The sequence below is a fragment of the Curtobacterium sp. MCPF17_051 genome (assembly GCF_003234595.1).
Taxonomy (GTDB): Bacteria; Actinomycetota; Actinomycetes; order Actinomycetales; family Microbacteriaceae; genus Curtobacterium; species Curtobacterium flaccumfaciens.
In genome coordinates this window covers 37,047-55,716 of the sequence record NZ_QKSE01000022.1, presented here as the reverse complement: position 1 = coordinate 55,716, position 18,670 = coordinate 37,047, and the positions used below count along the sequence as shown (strand labels likewise).

18 protein-coding genes are annotated in these 18,670 nt (G+C 71.5%); 9 read left to right on the top strand and 9 right to left on the bottom strand.

Annotation, left to right across the window (positions count from 1 at the left end):
- Nucleotides 1-370: 370 nt before the first annotated feature.
- Nucleotides 371-766 (top strand): hypothetical protein, encoded by a 396-nt coding sequence (locus DEJ35_RS15465; RefSeq protein WP_110862623.1) that lies wholly within the window; start codon nt 371-373, stop codon nt 764-766.
- Between the two features lie 119 nt (nt 767-885).
- Here the strand turns inward: DEJ35_RS15465 and DEJ35_RS15460 are convergent, their stop codons facing one another.
- The 3 genes from DEJ35_RS15460 to DEJ35_RS15450 form a co-directional block, all read right to left on the bottom strand.
- The gene (locus tag DEJ35_RS15460) at nt 886-2,271 is read right to left on the bottom strand and encodes an FAD-binding oxidoreductase (RefSeq protein WP_111193093.1); all 1,386 of its coding nucleotides are present in this window, start codon (nt 2,269-2,271) and stop codon (nt 886-888) included.
- A gap of 62 nt (nt 2,272-2,333) precedes the next feature.
- A complete protein-coding gene (locus DEJ35_RS15455; protein WP_111123853.1) occupies nt 2,334-2,768 on the bottom strand; it encodes a VOC family protein in 435 nt (144 codons plus the stop codon).
- A 37-nt stretch (nt 2,769-2,805) separates the two neighbouring features.
- The gene (locus DEJ35_RS15450; RefSeq protein WP_110862626.1) at nt 2,806-3,384 is read right to left on the bottom strand and encodes a TetR/AcrR family transcriptional regulator; all 579 of its coding nucleotides are present in this window, start codon (nt 3,382-3,384) and stop codon (nt 2,806-2,808) included.
- Nucleotides 3,385-3,469: 85 nt separating this feature from the next.
- Here DEJ35_RS15450 and DEJ35_RS15445 point away from each other — a divergent pair, with 85 nt between their 5' ends.
- Nucleotides 3,470-4,351: an SDR family oxidoreductase gene (locus DEJ35_RS15445; RefSeq protein ID WP_111193092.1), complete on the top strand. Its 882-nt coding sequence runs from the start codon at nt 3,470-3,472 to the stop codon at nt 4,349-4,351.
- Between the two features lie 95 nt (nt 4,352-4,446).
- Here the strand turns inward: DEJ35_RS15445 and DEJ35_RS15440 are convergent, their stop codons facing one another.
- Nucleotides 4,447-5,322 carry a DUF808 domain-containing protein gene (locus DEJ35_RS15440; protein ID WP_110862657.1) on the bottom strand — a complete coding sequence of 292 codons (876 nt, stop codon included), beginning with the start codon at nt 5,320-5,322 and terminating at the stop codon, nt 4,447-4,449.
- 94 nt (nt 5,323-5,416) lie between these two features.
- On the opposite strand from DEJ35_RS15440, the gene DEJ35_RS15435 reads away from it, so the two are divergent.
- Nucleotides 5,417-5,686 (top strand): hypothetical protein, encoded by a 270-nt coding sequence (locus tag DEJ35_RS15435; RefSeq protein WP_111193091.1) that lies wholly within the window; start codon nt 5,417-5,419, stop codon nt 5,684-5,686.
- 19 nt (nt 5,687-5,705) lie between these two features.
- Here DEJ35_RS15435 and DEJ35_RS15430 read toward each other — a convergent pair whose 3' ends face one another.
- Together DEJ35_RS15430 and DEJ35_RS15425 are read right to left on the bottom strand one after the other, a co-directional pair.
- Nucleotides 5,706-6,116 (bottom strand): VOC family protein, encoded by a 411-nt coding sequence (locus DEJ35_RS15430; RefSeq protein ID WP_111193090.1) that lies wholly within the window; start codon nt 6,114-6,116, stop codon nt 5,706-5,708.
- Between the two features lie 49 nt (nt 6,117-6,165).
- Entirely contained in the window at nt 6,166-6,744 is a 579-nt protein-coding gene (locus tag DEJ35_RS15425) for a TetR family transcriptional regulator (protein WP_111193089.1), read from the bottom strand.
- A gap of 68 nt (nt 6,745-6,812) precedes the next feature.
- On the opposite strand from DEJ35_RS15425, the gene DEJ35_RS15420 reads away from it, so the two are divergent.
- On the top strand, nt 6,813-7,571 hold the full coding sequence (locus DEJ35_RS15420) for an SDR family NAD(P)-dependent oxidoreductase (RefSeq protein WP_110862630.1): 759 nt from the start codon (nt 6,813-6,815) through the stop codon (nt 7,569-7,571).
- Between the two features lie 311 nt (nt 7,572-7,882).
- Here DEJ35_RS15420 and DEJ35_RS15415 read toward each other — a convergent pair whose 3' ends face one another.
- Complete coding sequence (locus DEJ35_RS15415; RefSeq protein WP_111193088.1) at nt 7,883-8,470, bottom strand: TetR/AcrR family transcriptional regulator; 588 nt, start codon at nt 8,468-8,470, stop codon at nt 7,883-7,885.
- 75 nt (nt 8,471-8,545) lie between these two features.
- Nucleotides 8,546-10,840 carry an MDR family MFS transporter gene (locus DEJ35_RS15410; protein WP_258378506.1) on the bottom strand — a complete coding sequence of 765 codons (2,295 nt, stop codon included), beginning with the start codon at nt 10,838-10,840 and terminating at the stop codon, nt 8,546-8,548.
- A gap of 96 nt (nt 10,841-10,936) precedes the next feature.
- Here DEJ35_RS15410 and DEJ35_RS15405 point away from each other — a divergent pair, with 96 nt between their 5' ends.
- The 3 genes from DEJ35_RS15405 to DEJ35_RS15395 all read left to right on the top strand — a co-directional run bounded on the left by DEJ35_RS15405 (nt 10,937) and on the right by DEJ35_RS15395 (nt 14,982).
- Entirely contained in the window at nt 10,937-11,401 is a 465-nt protein-coding gene (locus DEJ35_RS15405; RefSeq protein WP_181420175.1) for a MarR family winged helix-turn-helix transcriptional regulator, read from the top strand.
- A gap of 91 nt (nt 11,402-11,492) precedes the next feature.
- Nucleotides 11,493-13,313, top strand: a complete 1,821-nt coding sequence (locus DEJ35_RS15400) for a DEAD/DEAH box helicase (RefSeq protein ID WP_110862632.1) — start codon at nt 11,493-11,495, stop codon at nt 13,311-13,313.
- 319 nt (nt 13,314-13,632) lie between these two features.
- Entirely contained in the window at nt 13,633-14,982 is a 1,350-nt protein-coding gene (locus DEJ35_RS15395; protein ID WP_146244817.1) for a fibronectin type III domain-containing protein, read from the top strand.
- A 53-nt stretch (nt 14,983-15,035) separates the two neighbouring features.
- Here the strand turns inward: DEJ35_RS15395 and DEJ35_RS15390 are convergent, their stop codons facing one another.
- Entirely contained in the window at nt 15,036-15,962 is a 927-nt protein-coding gene (locus DEJ35_RS15390; protein ID WP_111193085.1) for an NAD-dependent epimerase/dehydratase family protein, read from the bottom strand.
- A gap of 337 nt (nt 15,963-16,299) precedes the next feature.
- Here DEJ35_RS15390 and DEJ35_RS15385 point away from each other — a divergent pair, with 337 nt between their 5' ends.
- Both DEJ35_RS15385 and DEJ35_RS15380 read left to right on the top strand, forming a co-directional pair.
- Nucleotides 16,300-18,255 carry a glycosyltransferase gene (locus tag DEJ35_RS15385; RefSeq protein WP_258378508.1) on the top strand — a complete coding sequence of 652 codons (1,956 nt, stop codon included), beginning with the start codon at nt 16,300-16,302 and terminating at the stop codon, nt 18,253-18,255.
- Nucleotides 18,252-18,662 carry an ATP-binding protein gene (locus DEJ35_RS15380; RefSeq protein WP_110862635.1) on the top strand — a complete coding sequence of 137 codons (411 nt, stop codon included), beginning with the start codon at nt 18,252-18,254 and terminating at the stop codon, nt 18,660-18,662. The genes DEJ35_RS15385 and DEJ35_RS15380 overlap by 4 nt, the downstream gene beginning before the upstream one ends.
- The last annotated feature ends 8 nt before the right edge of the window (nt 18,663-18,670 follow it).

The following is an 18,670-nucleotide window of genomic DNA, read 5'->3' as shown; positions in this document are numbered from 1 at the left end:
GGCCTGTGCGGAGGAGATCCCGAACGCGGCACCGCCGAGGACGAGGGCGCCGGTCGTGGCGAGGGTGATGGAGGTCTTGAGGCTCTTACGCATCGTGATCAGTCCTTTGCTGTTGTCGCGCTCGGCGCGGCTGCTGTGTGCGCGCCGAACACACCCTCGGTGGGGTGGAGAACCAGCGATGTGCGGCTGGTGAGCGCTCCGGGTGTTTCCCGGTCGTTGCAGGTGATTCGGCACCCTGCGGCGAAGGGTTTGGACGGATTCGCCGTCGTTACCGCTCTGTGACCTTCGGGCTCATCCGGACAGCGAGCGCGCCTGCAACGACGTTCTCTGAGAGGCCGCTGAACGTGGTCCATAGAGAAAGGCATTCCCCATGGCATCGACGTCCAGTCGTCCCACCTCCGTCACCGTCTCGTTCGTCATCTGGCTCGTCGTGGTCCTGGCGAACATCCTGCAGGGCATCATCGGTCTGGTCTCGGGTGGCAGCTCGTCCGCCGCACAGGACGTCGGCACCGCCCCGCTCGTCGGCGGCGCGATCTTCGCGTTCATCCTCGCCGTGATCGAGCTCATCATCGTCTTCAAGATGCGCGACGGCCGCAACTGGGCCCGCATCGTGCTGACGGTCCTCGCGATCCTGCAGCTGATCGGTGTCGGCGTCGGCGCGGCCTCGGGTGGCAACGCCTTCGGTTGGATCGGTGGCATCGCGGTGCTCATCGCGACCATCCTGATGTACGTCGGTGGCGCGAACGGGTACTTCCGTCGCCACTGAGCGGGCGGGCGTGCGGATGCGCTCCTGCGTGACGCACACCGGTCGCTGAACGCGACCACCTGACGGACAGGAGGCCCGGTGCCAGCTGGCACCGGGCCTCCCGTCCGTCGTCTGCCCGGTCAGAACGCCTTGCCCGGGTTCAGGGTCCCCGCCGGGTCGAGCGCGTCCTTGACGGAGCGGTGCATCGCGAGCACGCGGTCGCCGAGCTCGACCCGCAGGCCCGGCAGCTTCAGCAGCCCGACGCCGTGCTCACCGGTCACGGTCCCACCGAGCGCCAGGCAGTCCGCCACGATCTGGTCGAACGCGGTCTTCGCACGGGCCTTCGCGGCGTCGTCGCCCTCGGGCGCGATGATCAGCGGGTGCAGGTTGCCGTCGCCGGCGTGCGCGATGTTGGCGATCGTGACGTCCTGTGCGTCCGCGGTCACCTGGATCCGCCGGAGCATCTCGGGCACCGCGCTCCGCGGCACGCAGATGTCCTCGGTCAGCACCGGACCGAGCCGTTCGAGTGCCGGGTAGGCGAGTCGGCGGGCCTGGAACAGTCGGTCGATGTCCTGGGGATCGGTGGCCCGCTCGACGTCCGTGCCGCCGGCCCGCGCGAAGACGTCGGCGACGTGGTCGGCGATCCCGTCGCCGGCCGCACCGCGCTCGTCGACCCGTGCGAGCAGCAGGGTGTCGACGTCCGCCGGCAGCCCGAGGTGCATCCAGGCGTCGACGGCTCGCAGGCAGGTGCGGTCGACGATCTCGAGTGCCGCGGGGATGATGCCCGCCCGCGAGATCGCGGCCACGGCGTCGCCCGCTGCGGTCAGCGAGGGGAAGTACCCGATCACGGCGCGCTCGTCACGGCCGGCCAGGGGGAGCAGCTTCACGGTGACCGACACGACGATGCCGAGCGTGCCCTCGGAACCGACCATCAGCCCGGTGAGGTCGTACCCGGCGACGCCCTTCGCCGTCCGGCGACCGAGCTCGACCACCGATCCGTCGGCCAGCACGACGGTCATGCCGAGCACGTAGTCGCGGGTGACCCCGTACTTGACGCAGCAGATGCCGCCGGCGTTCGTCGCGACGTTGCCGCCGATCGTCGAGATGGCCGAGCTCGCCGGGTCCGGCGGGTACCAGAGGCCGTGCTCGGCGACCGCCGCGCGGAGTGCGTCGTTGATGACGCCGGGCTCGGTGACGGCGTAGCGCTCGTCGGTGTTTACCTCGAGCACCCGGTTCATCCGCTCGAGCGACACGACGATCGAGTCGGCCATCGCGTTCGCGCCGCCGGACAGGCCGGTGCCGGCACCACGGGGGACGACCCGGACACCCGCGGCTGCTGCCCAGCGGAGGGCGGTGACGACGTCGTCGGTGCTGCGTGCCAGGACCACGGCGAGCGGCGCGGTGGAGTCGGCCCACTCGGCGTCGTCGTGACGGTAGCGCTCGAGCGACTCCGGGTCGCGGAGCACCTGGTCCGACCCCAGCAGGTGTTCGAGGGCGGTGGCGTCGGATGCGGTGGTGACGGTCATTCGGGGTGGGGGTCCTTCCGTGGCGCGGCGGTGCGGTTTCGGGTCCGTCGACGATACGCCGGTCAGTCCAGGCAGAACTCGTTGCCCTCGACGTCCTGCATGACGATGCACGACTCGTTCACCTGGTCCGCGGTCATGCGACGGACCTGGGTGGCGCCGAGTCCGACCAGTCGGGCGCTCTCGGCGTCGAGGGCCGCGAGCCGTTCGGCACCGACCAGCCCGGTGCCGACCCGGACGTCCAGGTGCACCCGGTTCTTCGCCGTCTTGCCCTCGGGGACGCGCTGGAAGAACAGGCGGGGCCCGGCACCCGTCGGGTCGACGCACGCGAAGGCCGATCCTCGGTGCTCCGGCGGCAGCGACCGGTCGAACGCGTCCCAGTCGGCGAACCCCGGTGGGGGCGGTGGCACCACGTACCCGAGGACCTCGCACCAGAACCGGGCGACACGCTCCGGCTCGGCGCAGTCGAACGTCACCTGGACCTGTCGCACCGTTGCCATGGCGCCGAGGATACGACGATGCGCGACCGGCGTCCGCTCAGCCGAGCTGGGCGGCCGCGGCTCGGAGCTCCGCGAGCGCGGCCGTGGCGTGGTCGGCCAGCCGGTCGTCGTCCGCGCGCCCCACACCGGACCACCGCTCGAAGCCCTGCTTGAATGCCAGGACACCCATCTCGGCGGCCAGCCGAGCGGGCGCGTCGGCGACACCGCGGCCGACCAGGGCGTCGGTCATGGCCGCGGCCATCCCGACGCTCTTCAGGGCGTCGCGCTCCTGCAGCTCGGCGCTGGCGGCGACGGCCGCTCGCAGTCGTGGTCCGAGCTCGCGGTTGAGCGGTCCCATCTCGTCCGAGGCCCGTTCCAGTCCCGCGGCGACGGCATCGAGCGGGGTGGCGCCGGCCGGTGCACCGGTGATCCCCTCGGCCAGGAGCCGGCTCAGGGTCTCCTGCCCGGCGACGAGCAGTTCGCGCTTGTCCGGGAAGTGCCGGAAGAACGTGCTCTTCGTGACACCGGCGCGGTCGGTGATCTGCGCGACGGTCGTCTCGTCGTAGCCCTGCTCGGAGAACAGGTCGACCGCGGCCAGGACCAGTCGTTCCCGGGCCCCGGGTTGCCATCGCACCATGGGACGATCATACGCGACGGGACAATTGTCCCATCGCAGGTGTACGGTGACGGTACAAAAGTCCCATCACTTCTGAGGAGCACCCATGCACGTCTTCGTCACCGGCGGCACCGGCACCATCGGCACCGCGGTCGTCACCGAACTCATCGCAGCCGGGCACACCGTCACGGCCCTGGCCCGGTCGGACCGGTCGGCCGCTGCCCTCGTCGCCGCGGGGGCGACCCCCACCCGCGGTGCACTCACCGACCTCGAGGTGCTGCGCGAGGGCGCACGCGCCGCCGACGGGGTCATCAGCCTCGCGTTCTCGAACGACTTCAGTTCGGCGGAGGCGCTCGAGCGGGGCATCGCCGAGGAAGGTGCCGCCATGGCCGCACTCGGCGAGGCGCTCGTCGGCAGCGACCGCCCGTTCGTCGTCGTCTCCGGCACACCGTGGGAGCCCGGTCGGGCATCGGTCGAGACCGACCCGCTCCCGCTCGAGGGGCCGGTCGCGGGTCGAGCCCGATCCGTCCTCGCCGCCCTCGACCTGGCGGCACGGGGAGTCCGGGTCTCGGCGATCCGGCTGCCGCGCACCGTGCACGCGGACGGCACGGGCGGGTTCGCCGGGATCCTGACGGAGGCGGCCCGACAGGCGGGGGTCGCGGGCTACCCCGGCGACGGCGAGCAGCGGTGGCCCGCCGTGCACGCCGCGGACGCCGCGGTGTTGTTCCGGCTCGCGCTCGAAGGTGCTCCGGCGGGGACCGTCTGGCACGCGGTCGCCGACGAGGGCGACCGGGTGCGTGACCTGGCCGAGGTCATCGGGCGTCGGCTCGGCCTGCCCGTCGAGCGGGTGGCCGACGAGACGTTCGGCGCGTTCGCGCCGATCTTCGCGATGGACCAGCCGGCGTCGAGTGCCCACACGCGCGGAGCGCTCGGCTGGGTCCCGACGCACCCGAGCCTGCTCGAGGACCTGGAGAACGTGCAGCGCTGAGTGCGGCTCGCACCGTCAGCGGTGGGCGCGCGGTGCGCCGGACGGGAGGCGCGGCGTCGGACCGCCACGGGCCTCCCGTCCGCCGTGCAGCCGCGTCAGTGCCGCTTGCCGCGCAGGCGGCCGATGCCCAGCACGATGCCGACGACGACCATGCCCAGCGCGAGGCCGACCACGGCCGACACGGCCGTGTCGGCGATCCAGACGACGACGGGGCCTGCGGCCTCGAGCGCGTGCTCGATCACGTGCAGCAGGTCGTACGGACCGTGCCAGAAGGTCTCGGCGAGGTTCGCGATGACCAGGTGGCCACCGACCCACAGCATCGCGACCGTGCCGATGACGCTGATGACCCGGAAGACCATCGGCATCGCACGCACGATGCGGGCACCGATCCGGCGGGTGCGGCGGACGGAGTTCTTCATCATCTGCAGGCCGATGTCGTCGACCTTCACGAGCAGTGCCACGGCGCCGTAGACGACCGCGGTCATGACCAGACCGATCACGATCAGGGCGCCGAGCGTCGGCCAGAGCCCCAGGTCTGGATCGAGGCCCGCCAGTGCGATGAGCATGATCTCGGTGCTCAGGATGAGGTCGGTGCGGATGGCGCCGAAGACGAGCTTCGGTTCGGTGACGGCCTCGTCGGACCCGCCCTCGTGGTGGACACCGAACCACTCGGTGACCTTCTCGGCACCCTCGAAGCACAGGTAGGTGCCGCCGAGCAGCAGCAGCCACGGCAGCACCCCGGGTGCGAAGGCCGTGAGCAGCAAGGCCAGCGGGATGATGATGATGAACTTGTTGAACAGGCTGCCGAGGGCGATGCGCCCGACGACCGGGAGTTCACGAGCGGGCTCGAGGCCCTGCACGTACTGGGGCGTGACGGCGGCGTCGTCGATCACGACCCCGGCGGTCTTCGCGCTGGCCTTGAGGGCTGCGGAGAGGATGTCGTCCACCACGGCGAGCAATCCGACTGACAATTCGTTCTCCACTCGTCTGACCTGTGACCGTGCACAGCGTAGTGGCCGCGGAGCATCCTGAACGCCAGCCACGGGGCGTCCGTAGGCTCGCGGCATGGCTGACTTCACCGCATCCCAGGCCGCCGTCGTCCGGATCGAGCGTTCCGAACAGGGGCGCTGGGACCTCTCCGTCATCAGCGACGCCGGTGTCGCGATGGGGCACGGGGTGTACCTGTTCGACGCGGACCACGACGACGCCGAGGACGAGCAGGCCGCGGCCCTCGACTTCGTGCGCGACTACGGGTTCCGGTTCGAGCGCGACGCGTTGCAGGCCGACGGTCCCGACGCCTTCTGGGCGCCGCTGCTGCCGTCCGACCAGCAGTAGGCGCTGCAGCGGGCGGGAATCAGCGCGCCGAGTCCTCGAACCCGATCAGCCAGGTGACCCCGTACGCGTCACGGACGATGCCGTCCCAGTCGCCCCACGGGCGCTGCTGCAGCGGGTCGACGACCGTGCCGCCCACGGCGAGCTGGTCGAACCACCGACGCAGGACGCCCGGTTCCGCAGCGCCGAGCAGTGAGAAGAGCAGCCCCGTCGCCGAGAACGGGGTGTCGCGCTCGCTCGCGTCCGCGGCGAACAGCTGCAGCTCACCGGTGAGCTGGCCGTGCGCGACGGCGTCGGCCGGACCGTCCGTGCGGGAGAAGTCCGCGTAGGTCGCGATCTGCACCTCGCCACCGAACACCCGCTGCCAGTGCTCGAGGGCCTGCCTGGCGGCGCCGGCGAACTGGAAGTACGGCGCGGGCCCGGTCGTGTGCATGCCCGGCAAGGTACTCCGGTGTGCGGAGTGGGGGAACCCCGGGGGCTCGTCAGCCGAGCAGCACCAGTGCACGCTCCACGACGTCCTCCGGCCGTCCGTCGCCGTGCAGCGCCCACCAGGTGAGTGCGGCGCTCGCGGCGGCGGCCAGCGTGTGGGCGCGCACGGCGACGGCGAGGTCGTCGGCGGTGACCCCGTCCCGCTCGGCCACGTACCGCAGGATCTCATCGGTCAGGGCCGTGACCGTGGCGGCACCGACGTGCTCGAGCGACGGGTTCGCGCGGATGACCCGGAGTCGGTGTCGGGTGACCTCGACCGCGTCCTCCGGGAACGTCGCTCCGATCCGGTAGGCCGCCCGGAGCGCCACCGCCGAGGGCTCGTCTGCCGGCCGTGACCGCAGGGCTTCGCGGAACCGTGCGGCGAACTCGTCGAGACCGCCCCACACCAGCGCCGCCTTGTTCGGGAACAGCCGGAAGAGCGACCGACGACTCACCCCGGCCGCCGAGGCGACGTCCTCCATCGACACCGCGTCGAAGCCCTGCTCGTCGAACAGCCGGAGTGCGACGAGGGACACGGCGTCGGGGTCGATGGTGCGCGGGCGCCCCGTCGGACGGTCGTTCGTCGAGCTCATGGAGACCTTTCGGCACTGAGTGCTATAACCGGTGTGGCGCAGTGAGCGCCTCTCATCGAGGAGACGACATGACCGACACCACCGCCGGACGGTTCACCGGCAGGACCATCATCGTCACCGGAGCGGGTTCCGGCATCGGACGCGCCACGGCGACGCGCATCGCGAACGAGGGCGGGCGCGTCATCGCGACCGACGTCGTGGCCGAGCGACTCGACGCACTCCGCTCGGAGCTCGAGGGCTTCGCCGTGGAGACCGTCGTCGGCGACGTCGCCGCGAGCGAGACCATCGACGCACTCATCGCCGCCGCCGGCGACCGGGTGGACGGGCTCGCCAACGTCGCCGGCATCATGGACGCGTTCCTGCCGCCGGACGAGGTCGACGACGCCACCTGGGAGCGTGTCTTCAGCGTCAACGTCACCGGCCCGATGCGCCTGACCCGCGCGGTGCTGCCGCTGATGATCGCCGCCGGCAAGGGCTCGGTCGTGAACGTCGCGTCCGAGGCCGCGTTGAAGGCCTCGGCCGCCGGTGCTGCCTACACCTCGTCGAAGCACGCCATCGCCGGGTACACCAAGAGCGTCGCGTTCTTCCACGGGCCGCAGGGCATCCGGGCGAACGCCGTGGCACCGGGTGCGGTCGCCACGAACATCGAGGCACCGATGCGCAGCGAGTACGCGGCCCGCCGGGTCGGTCCGATCATGCAGACCACCATCCCGCCGGTCGCCCAGCCCGAGCAGCTCGCCGCCGCCATCACCTGGCTGCTGAGCGACGACTCGGCGAACGTCAACGGTGCGGTGCTGCCGAGCGACGGCGGCTGGTCCGTCGTCTGACCCGTTGCTGCGGCACGAGACGCCGTCGTCACGTCGAGACGCCTCCGGGAACGGGGGCGTCTCGACGACTTCGCGGCGTCGGGCAGACACGACGGCGTGTTCGCCACCCGGACACCTGACGGACGGGAGGCCCGTGGCGACACCGCCACGGGCCTCCCGTCCGGCTCCGGGCACGCGCACGGCGCGACGTTCCTTCCCAGAACAGGTGCACTGGAAAGCGGAATCGGGCGTACCGGGCAGGAACTTCCTGCCAGGTACGCCCGATTCGACAAGGTGAGCTGGCCGGCGGCCTGCCGGCGGCCGGCGGCAGCTCAGAAGACGAGCGCCGCCATCTCGCGCACGACGGCACGGAGCCGGTCCGCGAGCTCGTCGTTGCTCCGCACGGTCTCGCGGTGCGCCGCCTCGCTGAGCGCCGACATCACCAGGGTCACCGCGGTGCGGGCGGTCTGCGCGTCCGTGCGGGTGCCGACGACGCTGAGCAGGGACTGGCGCGACTCGGCCATCCACTGCATCACCATCGAGGACATCTCCGGCCGGAGCACGAGCAGCTCCTTCATGCGGAGGCGGTCCTGCGAGAGCGGGACGGTGGCCGCGACCAGGGCGCACAGGTCGTCGACCAGGGCACCGTCGGCCTCGGCGAACCAGGCCGCGGAGTGCTCCGGGACCTCGACGGAGTCGAGCCCGAGCGCGGCGTGCGCCTTCGACGAGAAGTAGTTGAAGAAGGTGCGGGGGGAGACGTCGGCGTCGGCGCAGATCTGCTCGACCGTGACGCCGTCGAGCCCGTGCGCGGACACCAGGGTGAGCGCTGCGTCGTGCAGTGCCTGCCGGGTCTGCTGCTTCTTCCGTTCACGCAGCGTGCACGGCTCCGTTGCCGCAGCCGCTGCCGGGGTGGTGATCACGTGGACTCCTGGTGGGTTGGTGTGTGTGGGCGGGGCGCCCGCCCGGAAAGGGGCACGGACGGACGCCCCGGTCGGTCACCGACGGTGCGTCGGCGTGGATCCGGTCGGACCCGATCCGGTGGGACCCGATCCGGTCGAACCCGAACCGGTCGAACCCGAACCGGTCGAACCCGAACCGGTCGAACCCGAACCGGTCGAACCCGATCCGGTCGAACCCGAACCGGTCGGCACGGACCCGGTCATCGGGCCCGTGAACGAGCCGGCCTCGGCTGCGGCGGCGCCCGCCTCGGCCTCGAGCTGCGCCTCGGCGGACATGTCGGCCTGCTCCTGCAGGGCGGACCGCTGGCGCAGCGGCGGCACCCGGAAGAACCAGGTCAGCACGAACGCGAGCAGGATGACGCCGAGACCGACCCAGTAGATCGTCACGGACGAGGCGTTGAAGCCCGCCATGAACGGCCGGGTCAGGCGGCTGTCCGCACCGGTCAGGAACGAGGTGTCGTTCGTGCTGGTGGCGCTGTCGCTCGTGGTGTTGCCGTCGTCGATCTTCTTCGCCAGCTCCGGGGTGAGCTCGTCGACCCAGTAGGAGCGCTGTCCGGCGTCCGCCCAGTCGACGGACACGGTGCCGTCCTGCACGCTGGCGTGCGCCTGGTCGGCGACCTGCTCGAGTGCCGACCGTTCGGCGGTGGGCGTGGCCGCGGCGACCTGCTGGTCGATGACGGTCTGCGCTGCTGCGGCGGGCACGGCACCGGCGGTGACCTGCTGCTGCACGGCCGCGGTGACCTGCTCGGTGACCGCGGCGTCGGCGGCCTGCTTCGCCTTCGCCGAGGCGGCGTCGAGCTGCGACTGCACGGTCTTCGTCAGCGGGGTGACGACGGGCGTCCAGATCTTGTCCATGGCGCCCTGGTTCGCCTTCGCGCTGGCGACGGTCGGGTTGAGCGCGGCGTCGAGCGCCGGACCGAGGTCCTTCTGGTTCGCGGTCGCGGTCAGGATGTTCGCCGGCATCACCGAGAACAGGATGGACAGCAGCACGGCGGTGCCGAGCGTGCCACCGATCTGGCGGAAGAACGTGGCGGACGACGTGGCGACGCCCATGTCACGAGCCTCGACGGAGCCCTGCGACGCCAGGGTCAGCGACTGCATGACCGAGCCGAGGCCGAGCCCGATGAGGAACATGCCGATCATCAGGAACCACAGCGGCTTGTCGATCGTCATGAAGGTCAGGACGACGTAGCCGGCGGAGACGAGCGCGGTGCCGATGACCGGGAAGATCCGGTACCGGCCGACGCGGGCGACGATCTGACCCGAGGTGATCGAGGCGATCATCAGACCACCGACGAGCGGCAGCGTCGCGAAGCCGGACTCGGTCGGGGTCAGTCCGACGACGATCTGCAGGTAGAGCGGGATGGTGAGCATCGCGCCGAACATCGCGAAGCCGACCAGGAACCCGATGACGGTCGCCATCGAGAACGTGCCCGAGCGGAACAGCTTGAGCGGGATGATCGCCGCGTCGCCCATCTTCGACTCGATGAGCAGCAGACCGATCAGGCCGACGACACCGACGACGTAGCAGGCGAGGGCGGCGGGGGAGCCCCAGCCCCAGATGCGGCCCTGTTCGGCGACGAGCAGGAGCGGCACGAGGGTGACGATGACGGCGGTCGCGCCCCACCAGTCGACCTTCGGCTTCGCGTCGCCGGCGCCGTGCACCTTCGGCAGGTGCAGGAACACGATGACCATGAGGAGCGCCGCGACACCGATCGGCACGTTGATCAGGAGCACCCAGCGCCAGCCGGTGATCCACAGGATCTCGGAGGAACCGGCGAGCAGACCGCCGATGAGCGGGCCGATGACGGACGAGATGCCGAACACGGCGAGGAAGTACCCCTGGTACTTGGCGCGCTCGCGCGGGGCGAGGATGTCGCCCATGATCGCGAGCGGCAGTGACATCAGCGCGCCGGCACCGATGCCCTGCACCGCGCGGAAGGCGGCGAGCATGAGCATCGAGGTCGACATCGACGACAGGACGGCGCCGAGGATGAAGACGACGATGCCGAAGATGTAGAGCGGGCGGCGGCCGAAGATGTCGGAGAGCTTGCCGTAGATCGGCGTCGCGATGGTCGAGGTGATGAGGTACGCGGTCGTCACCCAGGCCTGCTGGTCGAGCCCGTGCAGGTCGTCGCCGATCGTGCGGATCGCCGTGCCGAACACCGTCTGGCCGAGCGAGGACAGGAACATGCCCGCCATCAGGCCGTAGATCACCAGGAGGATCTGACGGTGGGTCATCAGCGGCTGCTGGCCGGCGCCCCCTGAGGCCGCGGGGGCCTCGGCGGTGTGCCGACCGTGCTGCACCGGGACGGGTGCGGTGGCGGTCATCGAACTCCTTTTTCTGGCTGTGAAACTTTGCAGACCGCGCAACGATACATCTGTTGCTTCCGGCAAGCAACTAAATGTGCCCGCTACGCTGAGCGCGTGACCGACGACCGGCGTGCCGCCGAGCGACTTCTGCGATCCCAGCTCGACCGGCTGTGGGTCCGGCAGACCCTGCGCTCCTCGCTCATCGAGTCCCGGGGCGGGCTCGACCCGACGGCCCGCGTGATCCTGCGAGCCGTCGCCGGGCACGGCCCGGTCCGGGCGACCGCGATCGCCGACGCGACCGGGCTGTCGCGCCCGGTGATCAGCCGCCGGGTCGCCTCGCTGATCGAGGCCGAGCACCTGGTCGGGGCGCCCGACCCCGCGGACGGCCGCGCCACGCTCGTCGCCCTCGCCCCCGCCGGCCGACGACTGCTCGACGAGCTGGACGCCGCCGGCGCCGAGGTGTTCGACGACCTGACGGGGGAGTTCGCCTCGGACGAGCTGCGCTCGCTCGCCGAGATGCTGACGCGACTGAACGACCGGGCCGACGCGGTCCTGGGGATCGGCACCACGCGCTCGTGACGTGACCAGGGGGACGGACGGGAGGCCCGTGGCGGCGTCGCCACGGGCCTCCCGTCCCTGCGGAGCGCGCATTCGAGATACCGTTGGTGGTATGAGCACGGACACCACCCCCACCACTGAGACCCTCGACGACGGGCCCGTGGTGACGTTCGCCGATCTCGGCCTGAGCGACGCTGTGCTCAAGGCCGTCAAGGACATCGGCTACGAGACCCCTTCCGCCATCCAGGAAGCCACCATCCCCACGCTCCTCGCCGGGCGCGACGTCGTCGGCCTGGCGCAGACCGGCACCGGCAAGACCGCGGCCTTCGCGCTGCCGATCCTGTCCCGCATGGAGTCCGGCAGCAAGAAGCCCCAGGCGCTCGTGCTCTCCCCGACGCGTGAGCTCGCCCTGCAGGTCTGCGAGGCGTTCGAGCAGTTCGCGTCGCACATGAAGAACGTCCACGTCCTGCCGGTCTACGGCGGCCAGGCGTACGGCGTGCAGCTCTCCGCCCTGCGCCGCGGCGTCGACGTCATCGTCGGCACCCCGGGTCGCATCATGGACCACCTGGCGAAGGGCACGCTCGACCTGTCCGAGCTCAAGTACCTGGTGCTCGACGAGGCCGACGAGATGCTCAAGATGGGCTTCGCCGAGGACGTCGAGACGATCCTCGCCGACACCCCGGACGACAAGCAGGTCGCGCTCTTCTCGGCGACCATGCCCGCGCAGATCCGCCGCATCTCGCAGCAGTACCTGACCGACCCGGCCGAGATCACCGTCAAGACCAAGACGAAGACCGCCGCGAACATCACGCAGCGTTACCTGATGGTCTCGTACCCGCAGAAGGTCGACGCACTCACCCGTATCCTCGAGGTCGAGGACTTCGAGGGCATGATCATCTTCGTCCGCACCAAGAGCGAGACCGAGACCCTGGCCGAGAAGCTCCGTGCCCGCGGGTACGCCGCCGCCGCGATCAGCGGTGACGTCGCCCAGGCCCAGCGCGAGCGCACCGTCAACCAGCTGAAGTCGGGCAAGCTCGACATCCTGGTCGCCACCGACGTCGCCGCCCGTGGTCTCGACGTCGACCGCATCACGCACGTCGTGAACTTCGACATCCCGGTCGACATCGAGTCCTACGTGCACCGCATCGGCCGGACCGGTCGCGCCGGCCGCTCGGGTGACTCGATCAGCTTCGTCACCCCGCGCGAGCGTCGCCTGCTGTCCGCGATCGAGCGCCACACCAAGCAGCCGCTCACGCAGATGCAGCTGCCGACGATCGACGACGTCAACGAGACGCGCCTGACCCGCTTCGACGACGCCATCACCGCGGCGCTCGAGGACCAGGGCCGGATCGCGGCCTTCCGCGACGTCATCGCGCACTACGTCGAGCACCACGACGTCCCCTCGGACGACGTCGCCGCAGCCCTGGCCGTCGTGGCGCAGGGCGACTCGCCGCTGCTCCTCACCGCAGCCGACGACGCCCTCCGCACCCAGATGGAGCGCGACGCCCGTCGCAGCGAGCGCGACGAGCGTGGTGCCCGCGACGACCGTGGTGGGCGCAGCGACCGCGGCGACCGTGGAGGCGACCGCGACCGTGGTGACCGCGGACCGCGTCGTTCGCAGCCGATGACCCCGTACCGCATCGAGGTCGGCCGCCGCCACCGCGTCGAGCCGCGCCAGATCGTCGGTGCCCTCGCGAACGAGGGCGGTCTGCGCCGTGACGACTTCGGTGCGATCCAGATCCGTCCGGACTTCTCGATCGTGGAACTGCCGGCGGACATGGACGCCGGTGTGCTCGACCGCCTGACCGACACCCGGATCAGCGGCAAGCTCATCGAGATCCGCCCGGACCGCCGTGGTGGCGGGCGCCGGTACGAGGACCGCGCGCCGCGCGGTGACCGTGACGACCGTCCGGAGCGCAAGCCGCGCTACTGAGACGCGCCGCGTCCGAGACGCGACCCCCTTCTGACGGGAGGCCCGGTGCCGGCTGGCACCGGGCCTCCCGTCCGTCGTCGGTGCGGGTCCCGGGCCCCCGAGACGCCGTCGTGTCGGTTCCACGCCGCCGAGTCGGCGAGACGCCGTCGGATTCGGCGGTGTCTCGGGAACACGACGGCGTCTGCCGGTCCGGGCCTGCGGCATCTTGCGGTGCGGGGAACCGCAGATCCCGCCCGCAGGCGTTCCCCTGGAGTCCGCAGGGTGCTGTGATACCCGGAGCCGTGACGCAGGGAGCCGCGGGGAAGGCAGGGGAACCATCGTGTACCGAGCACTCATCACCGCGGTGGCCGCCGCGGCGCTCGTCTTCGGAGGTGCGGTGCCGGCGACGGCGCACACCTCTCCGTCGGTGCCGGGAGCACCGACCGCCGTCCGCGTCACCGGCGACGCGGACAGTGCCACGCTGACGTGGCGCGGCCCGGACCGCGGCGCCAAGGTGACCGGTTGGAAGGTCGCCGTCGACGCCGTCGCGAACCGGCACGACCACCAGGTCCACCGACTCCACCCGCGCGCCCGCTCCGACCGCTTCGACGAGCTCTCGCCCGCGACCACGTACCGCTTCTCGGTGCGTGCCCTCGGCCACCGGGGGACCGGTCGCACGGTCACGCTGCGCTGGACGTCACCGCCGGCACCCGAGCCGGAGACGACGCAGTCGCTGTTCGCCCTCGACGGCAACGGCGACGTCGTGCGGTTCCCGACCTCGGGCACGGACGAGCCCACCACGGTCGCGACCGACGGCGCCGGCTTCACCGCGAACGCCGACGGCGACGTCTTCACACCGTCGGTGGACGGCACCGCGATCCTGCTGCACCCGGCCGACGGCGGCGAGACCGAGACCATCGCGTCCGGTCTGCACCTGACCCCGGACCTGCGCTCCGACGCCGAGGGCAACCTGTACTGGGTGGACTCCGTGACCCGTGCGGTGCAGAAGCTGTCCGTGCGCGGCGGTGCTGCTGCCAGCGTGGTCGCCTTCGCGCCGCCCGAGACCTCGGCGACGCGCACGCTGTGGGCGGTCGGCCGTGACGGCACGGTGTCGACGTTCTCGAGCACGAGCCGCGGTGGCGTGGTGAACACCGCCAGCCCGGCAGGCACCGTCACCAAGCGGACGGTCGTCGCGCCGAACGGCAGCGGCCTCGGGTACCTGAACGGCCTGCTCGCCGACGGCCAGGGCACGCTCTACGTCAGCTTCCAGGCGTTCGGCGGGTCCGGGTACTCCGGCTGGTACGCGATCGCCGCGGCATCGACGACGATCACGCTGTTCGAACCCCGCACCGCGTTCCAGTACGCCGCGGTGAACTCGACCCACCTCACGCAGCTGCAGTCGGCGGAGTGGTGCCCGTCGGCCAGCGAGGGGAGTCCGAAGGGCTGCCACGTCGACCAGACCCTGACACACCTGGTCGCCCGCGACGCCGCGGGGACGCTCAGCGAGCACACGATGAGCGGTCCGACCGCGAACGGTCGTGGTGCCTTCGTGGGAGCCGCCGACGAGGACGGCGACGTGTTCGTCGTGATCGACGGCGGTCCGACGCCCGGGCTCTGGCGGGTGGGCGCCGACGGCGGTGCCGCCGAGCAGCTCTCGTCGGCGCAGTACTCGCGGCTCCAGGTGTCCTGAGCCGCGGCACGAGCGGGGCGGGGCGGGACGCAACGGCGCGTCCCGCCCCGCCCTCATGCGGTCATCCCGGCGACCGTCCGCCGGCACACCTCGTCCCACGGGGTGGGCTCGAGGCCGAAGCGGGTCCGGGTCTCGGTGTCGTCGACCACGTACGGGGCCGTCCACTGGTAGCCCAGTTGGGCGAGTTCGCGCAGCATCGGTGACACCAGCCCGAGGGCACGGACCGCGCCGGCCGGCAGGCGTCGGACCGGCACCGGGGGCTTCCCGGCCGCCGCCAGCACCTCGGTCAGCGCCTGCTGCTGCGTCCGTGGTGGGTTGCTCGGCACCGTCCAGGTCCGGCCGTGCGCGGAGTCGTCGGCCGCCGTCGTGACGAGGGTGCGAGCGACGTCGAGCACGTCGGTGAACGTGTGCGGCAGGTCGGTCCGGCCGATCATCGTCACGGGCTTCCCACGCAGGGCCGCCGGGAGCACCCGGGTGACGTGGCCGTTCCCGCCGATGCCCGGGCCGACGTAGTCCGAACCGCGGACCTCGACCGTGCGGATCCGACCAGCACGGTGAGCCGCCAGGGCGTCCGCCCAGATCCGGGCACGGAGGGCGCCCTTGTGGTCGGTCGCGGCATCGGGCAGACCCGGGTGCATCGGCCCGGTGACCGGACCGTACGGGTACAGGTTGCCGGTGATTGCGTACACGGCACCGGTCCGTTCGGCTGCGGTGAGCAGCGACGCGGCGAGTGGTGGCCATGCCCGCTCCCACTCCGGGTAGGCGCCGGGGTTCGCGCAGTTGTAGAGGACGGCGGCGCCGTCGGCGGCCCGGGTGAGTGCGTCGGGGTCCGATGCGTCGAGGGCGACGTGACCCACTGCCTCCAGCCCGGTGTCGCGACCCGAGCGGGTGGCGACCGTGACCCGGTCGCCGCGCTCCGTGAGCAGGGCAGCGACGTGACGGCCCACCGGGCCTGCGCCGATCACGAGGTGGTGTGACATGGTGTCCCGCTTCCGTCGGTCGGGCCCGGCGACCGCGGTGCCCCGTCAGCAGCATGCCCTGCCGGTGACCGGAAGGCGAGCGCTGCGTGCCGTGTGGTGTCCGTCCGTCCCCAGATCGGGGCAGGGGACTGACAGGAGGCCCGTGGCTGGGGTAGACAGGTCCCTACGCCGAGGTCGACACCGACGACCGGAGCGGGACCGGCAGGGTGGATCAGGAGGAACGCTTGCGACGCAGCACGTCCGGCGACGCCGCGGACGGGGAGACCCGGTGACCGCGCTCGACGTCAGCCGACAGGACCGCCGCCGCCTGGCCACCGGGACCGCCCGCCGACGCCTGGTGACCGTGCGGACGGTGGCGCTCCTGGCGTCCCTCGCCGGTGTGAACTACATCGTCTGGCGCTGGGCGGCCTCGGTGAACTGGCACTCGTGGTGGATCGCGGTGCCGCTGATCCTCGCCGAGACCTACAGCGTCATCGACTCGCTGCTCTTCGCCCTCGGGGCCTGGCGGCTCCGGGAGCGCGGCGAACCACCGGCGAAGCCGTCCACCGACGTCACCGTCGACGTCTTCATCACGACCTACAACGAGCCGATCGACCTGGTCGAGCGCACCGCCCGGGCGGCGAAGGCGATCACGCACCCGCACACCACCTGGATCCTCGACGACGGCAACCGTCCCGAGATGCGTGCGGCGGCCGAGGCGCTCGGCATCGGCGTCATCACGCGCGGCGCCGACTGGGTGGACCGGCCCCGGCACGCCAAGGCCGGCAACCTCAACAACGCCCTGCTCGCGACGCAGGGCGAGTTCCTGCTCATCCTCGACGCCGACCAGGTGCCGGACCCCGCGATCCTCGACCGCACCCTCGGCTACTTCAAGGACCCGCGGATGGCGCTCGTGCAGACGCCGCAGTGGTTCGAGAACGTGCCGGACGACGACCCCCTCGGCAGCCAGGCGCCGCTGTTCTACGGTCCGATCCAGCAGTCGAAGGACGGCTGGAACGCGGCGTTCTTCTGCGGGTCGAACGCCATCCTGCGGCGCGAGGCGCTCATGCAGCTCGGCATCTCGCGCTACGTGGCCGAGGTCGAGGCGTCCGTCCAGCGCACCCTCGCCACCTCGCGCAAGCTCCTCGCCCGCTCCCGCGAGACCGAGACCGACCCGCGCGTGCTCGCCGCCCTCGACGACGCCGAGATCGTGGTGGACCAGGCTCGCGACCAGGTGCGCGCCGGTGAGCCCCTCGGTGACGTGACGTACGCGTTCCAGCGGGGGATCGACGCCATCGCGTTCCGGTTTGCCGCCGCCGACCTCGAGTCCGTGCGGAACGACCTGCAGGAGCTCGCGGCGATGTCCACCGACGCCAACACCTTCGCGGGTCTCGACGACGCCGCGCTCGACGTGCTCGGCCGGCGCGAGGCCTCACCGGTCGCCGCCATCGAGTCGATCGCCGTGCTCGCCCGTGCCCTCGACGTCAACCGCGACGACGAGGCGCAGCCGATCATGCCGCTGGCGACGATCTCGGTGACCGAGGACATGGCCACGGCGATGCGCCTGCACGGCCTCGGCTGGAAGTCGGCGTACCACGACGAGATCCTGGCGAAGGGCCTGGCCCCCGAGGACCTGCCGACGATGCTCGTGCAGCGACTCCGCTGGGCGCAGGGCACCATGCAGGTGTTCTTCCGCGAGAACCCCCTGGTGCAGAAGGGGCTGTCGTGGGGGCAGCGGCTCATGTACTTCTCGACGATGTGGAGCTACCTGTCCGGGTTCGCTGCGATCGTCTACATCGCCGCCCCGGTGCTCTGCCTGTCGTTCGGGGTCATCCCCGTGCAGGCCTACAGCGTCGACTTCTTCGCCCGGCTCATCCCGTTCCTGGTGTTGAACCAGCTGCTGTTCTGGGTGGTGGCCGCCGGCAGACCGACCTGGCGCGGGCAGCAGTACTCGCTCGCCCTGTTCCCGGTCTGGATCGAGTCGGTGACCAGCGCGTTCGAGAACGTCTTCCGGGGCAAGCCGCTCGGGTTCCGCGTCACCCCGAAGGTGCGCGACGAGACCGAGCAGAAGCCGCGGTGGGACCTGGTCAAGCCGCAGCTGTACGCGATAGGCGCCCTGGTCGCGGCCCTGGTCATGATCGGCATCCGCTACCTGACCGGCCAGGCCGAGGGGATCGCGCCGCTCGTGAACACCGCGTGGGTCGTCTTCGACCTGTTCATCTTCAGCATCGTGATCCGGGCCGTCCGGTACCGCGGCCCGGCCACCCCAGCCCAGTCCGAACACGAGTCGAGCACCGCCGGAGGACCCCTGTGAGCACCGAGACCACGTTCGAGGTCGCCGCGACGCCCGACTCGCTCGACGAGGTGCAGGACCGCTTCGCCGCGTGGTGGGACGGCCTGGGCATCGACGACGTCCGGCTCCGCTTCGCACTCGAGACCGCCCTGGCCGAGGTCGCCGCGAACATCGTCGAGCACACCGTCCGCGCCGACCGGGGGACCGGGCGCCGGTACACCGTGCACCTCGAGGCCACCGAGCAGGCCCTGACGGCGGTGCTGACCGACAACGGGATGCCCGCCGACATCGACCTGAGTGCCGTCACCATGGCCGACGTCGAGCAGGAGAGCGGGCGCGGTCTGGCGCTCGCCATCGCGGCGCTCGACCGGCTCGAGCACCGGCACGAGCCCGGCCACAACGTCTGGACGCTTGCGTGCGACCGGTGAGGAAGCCG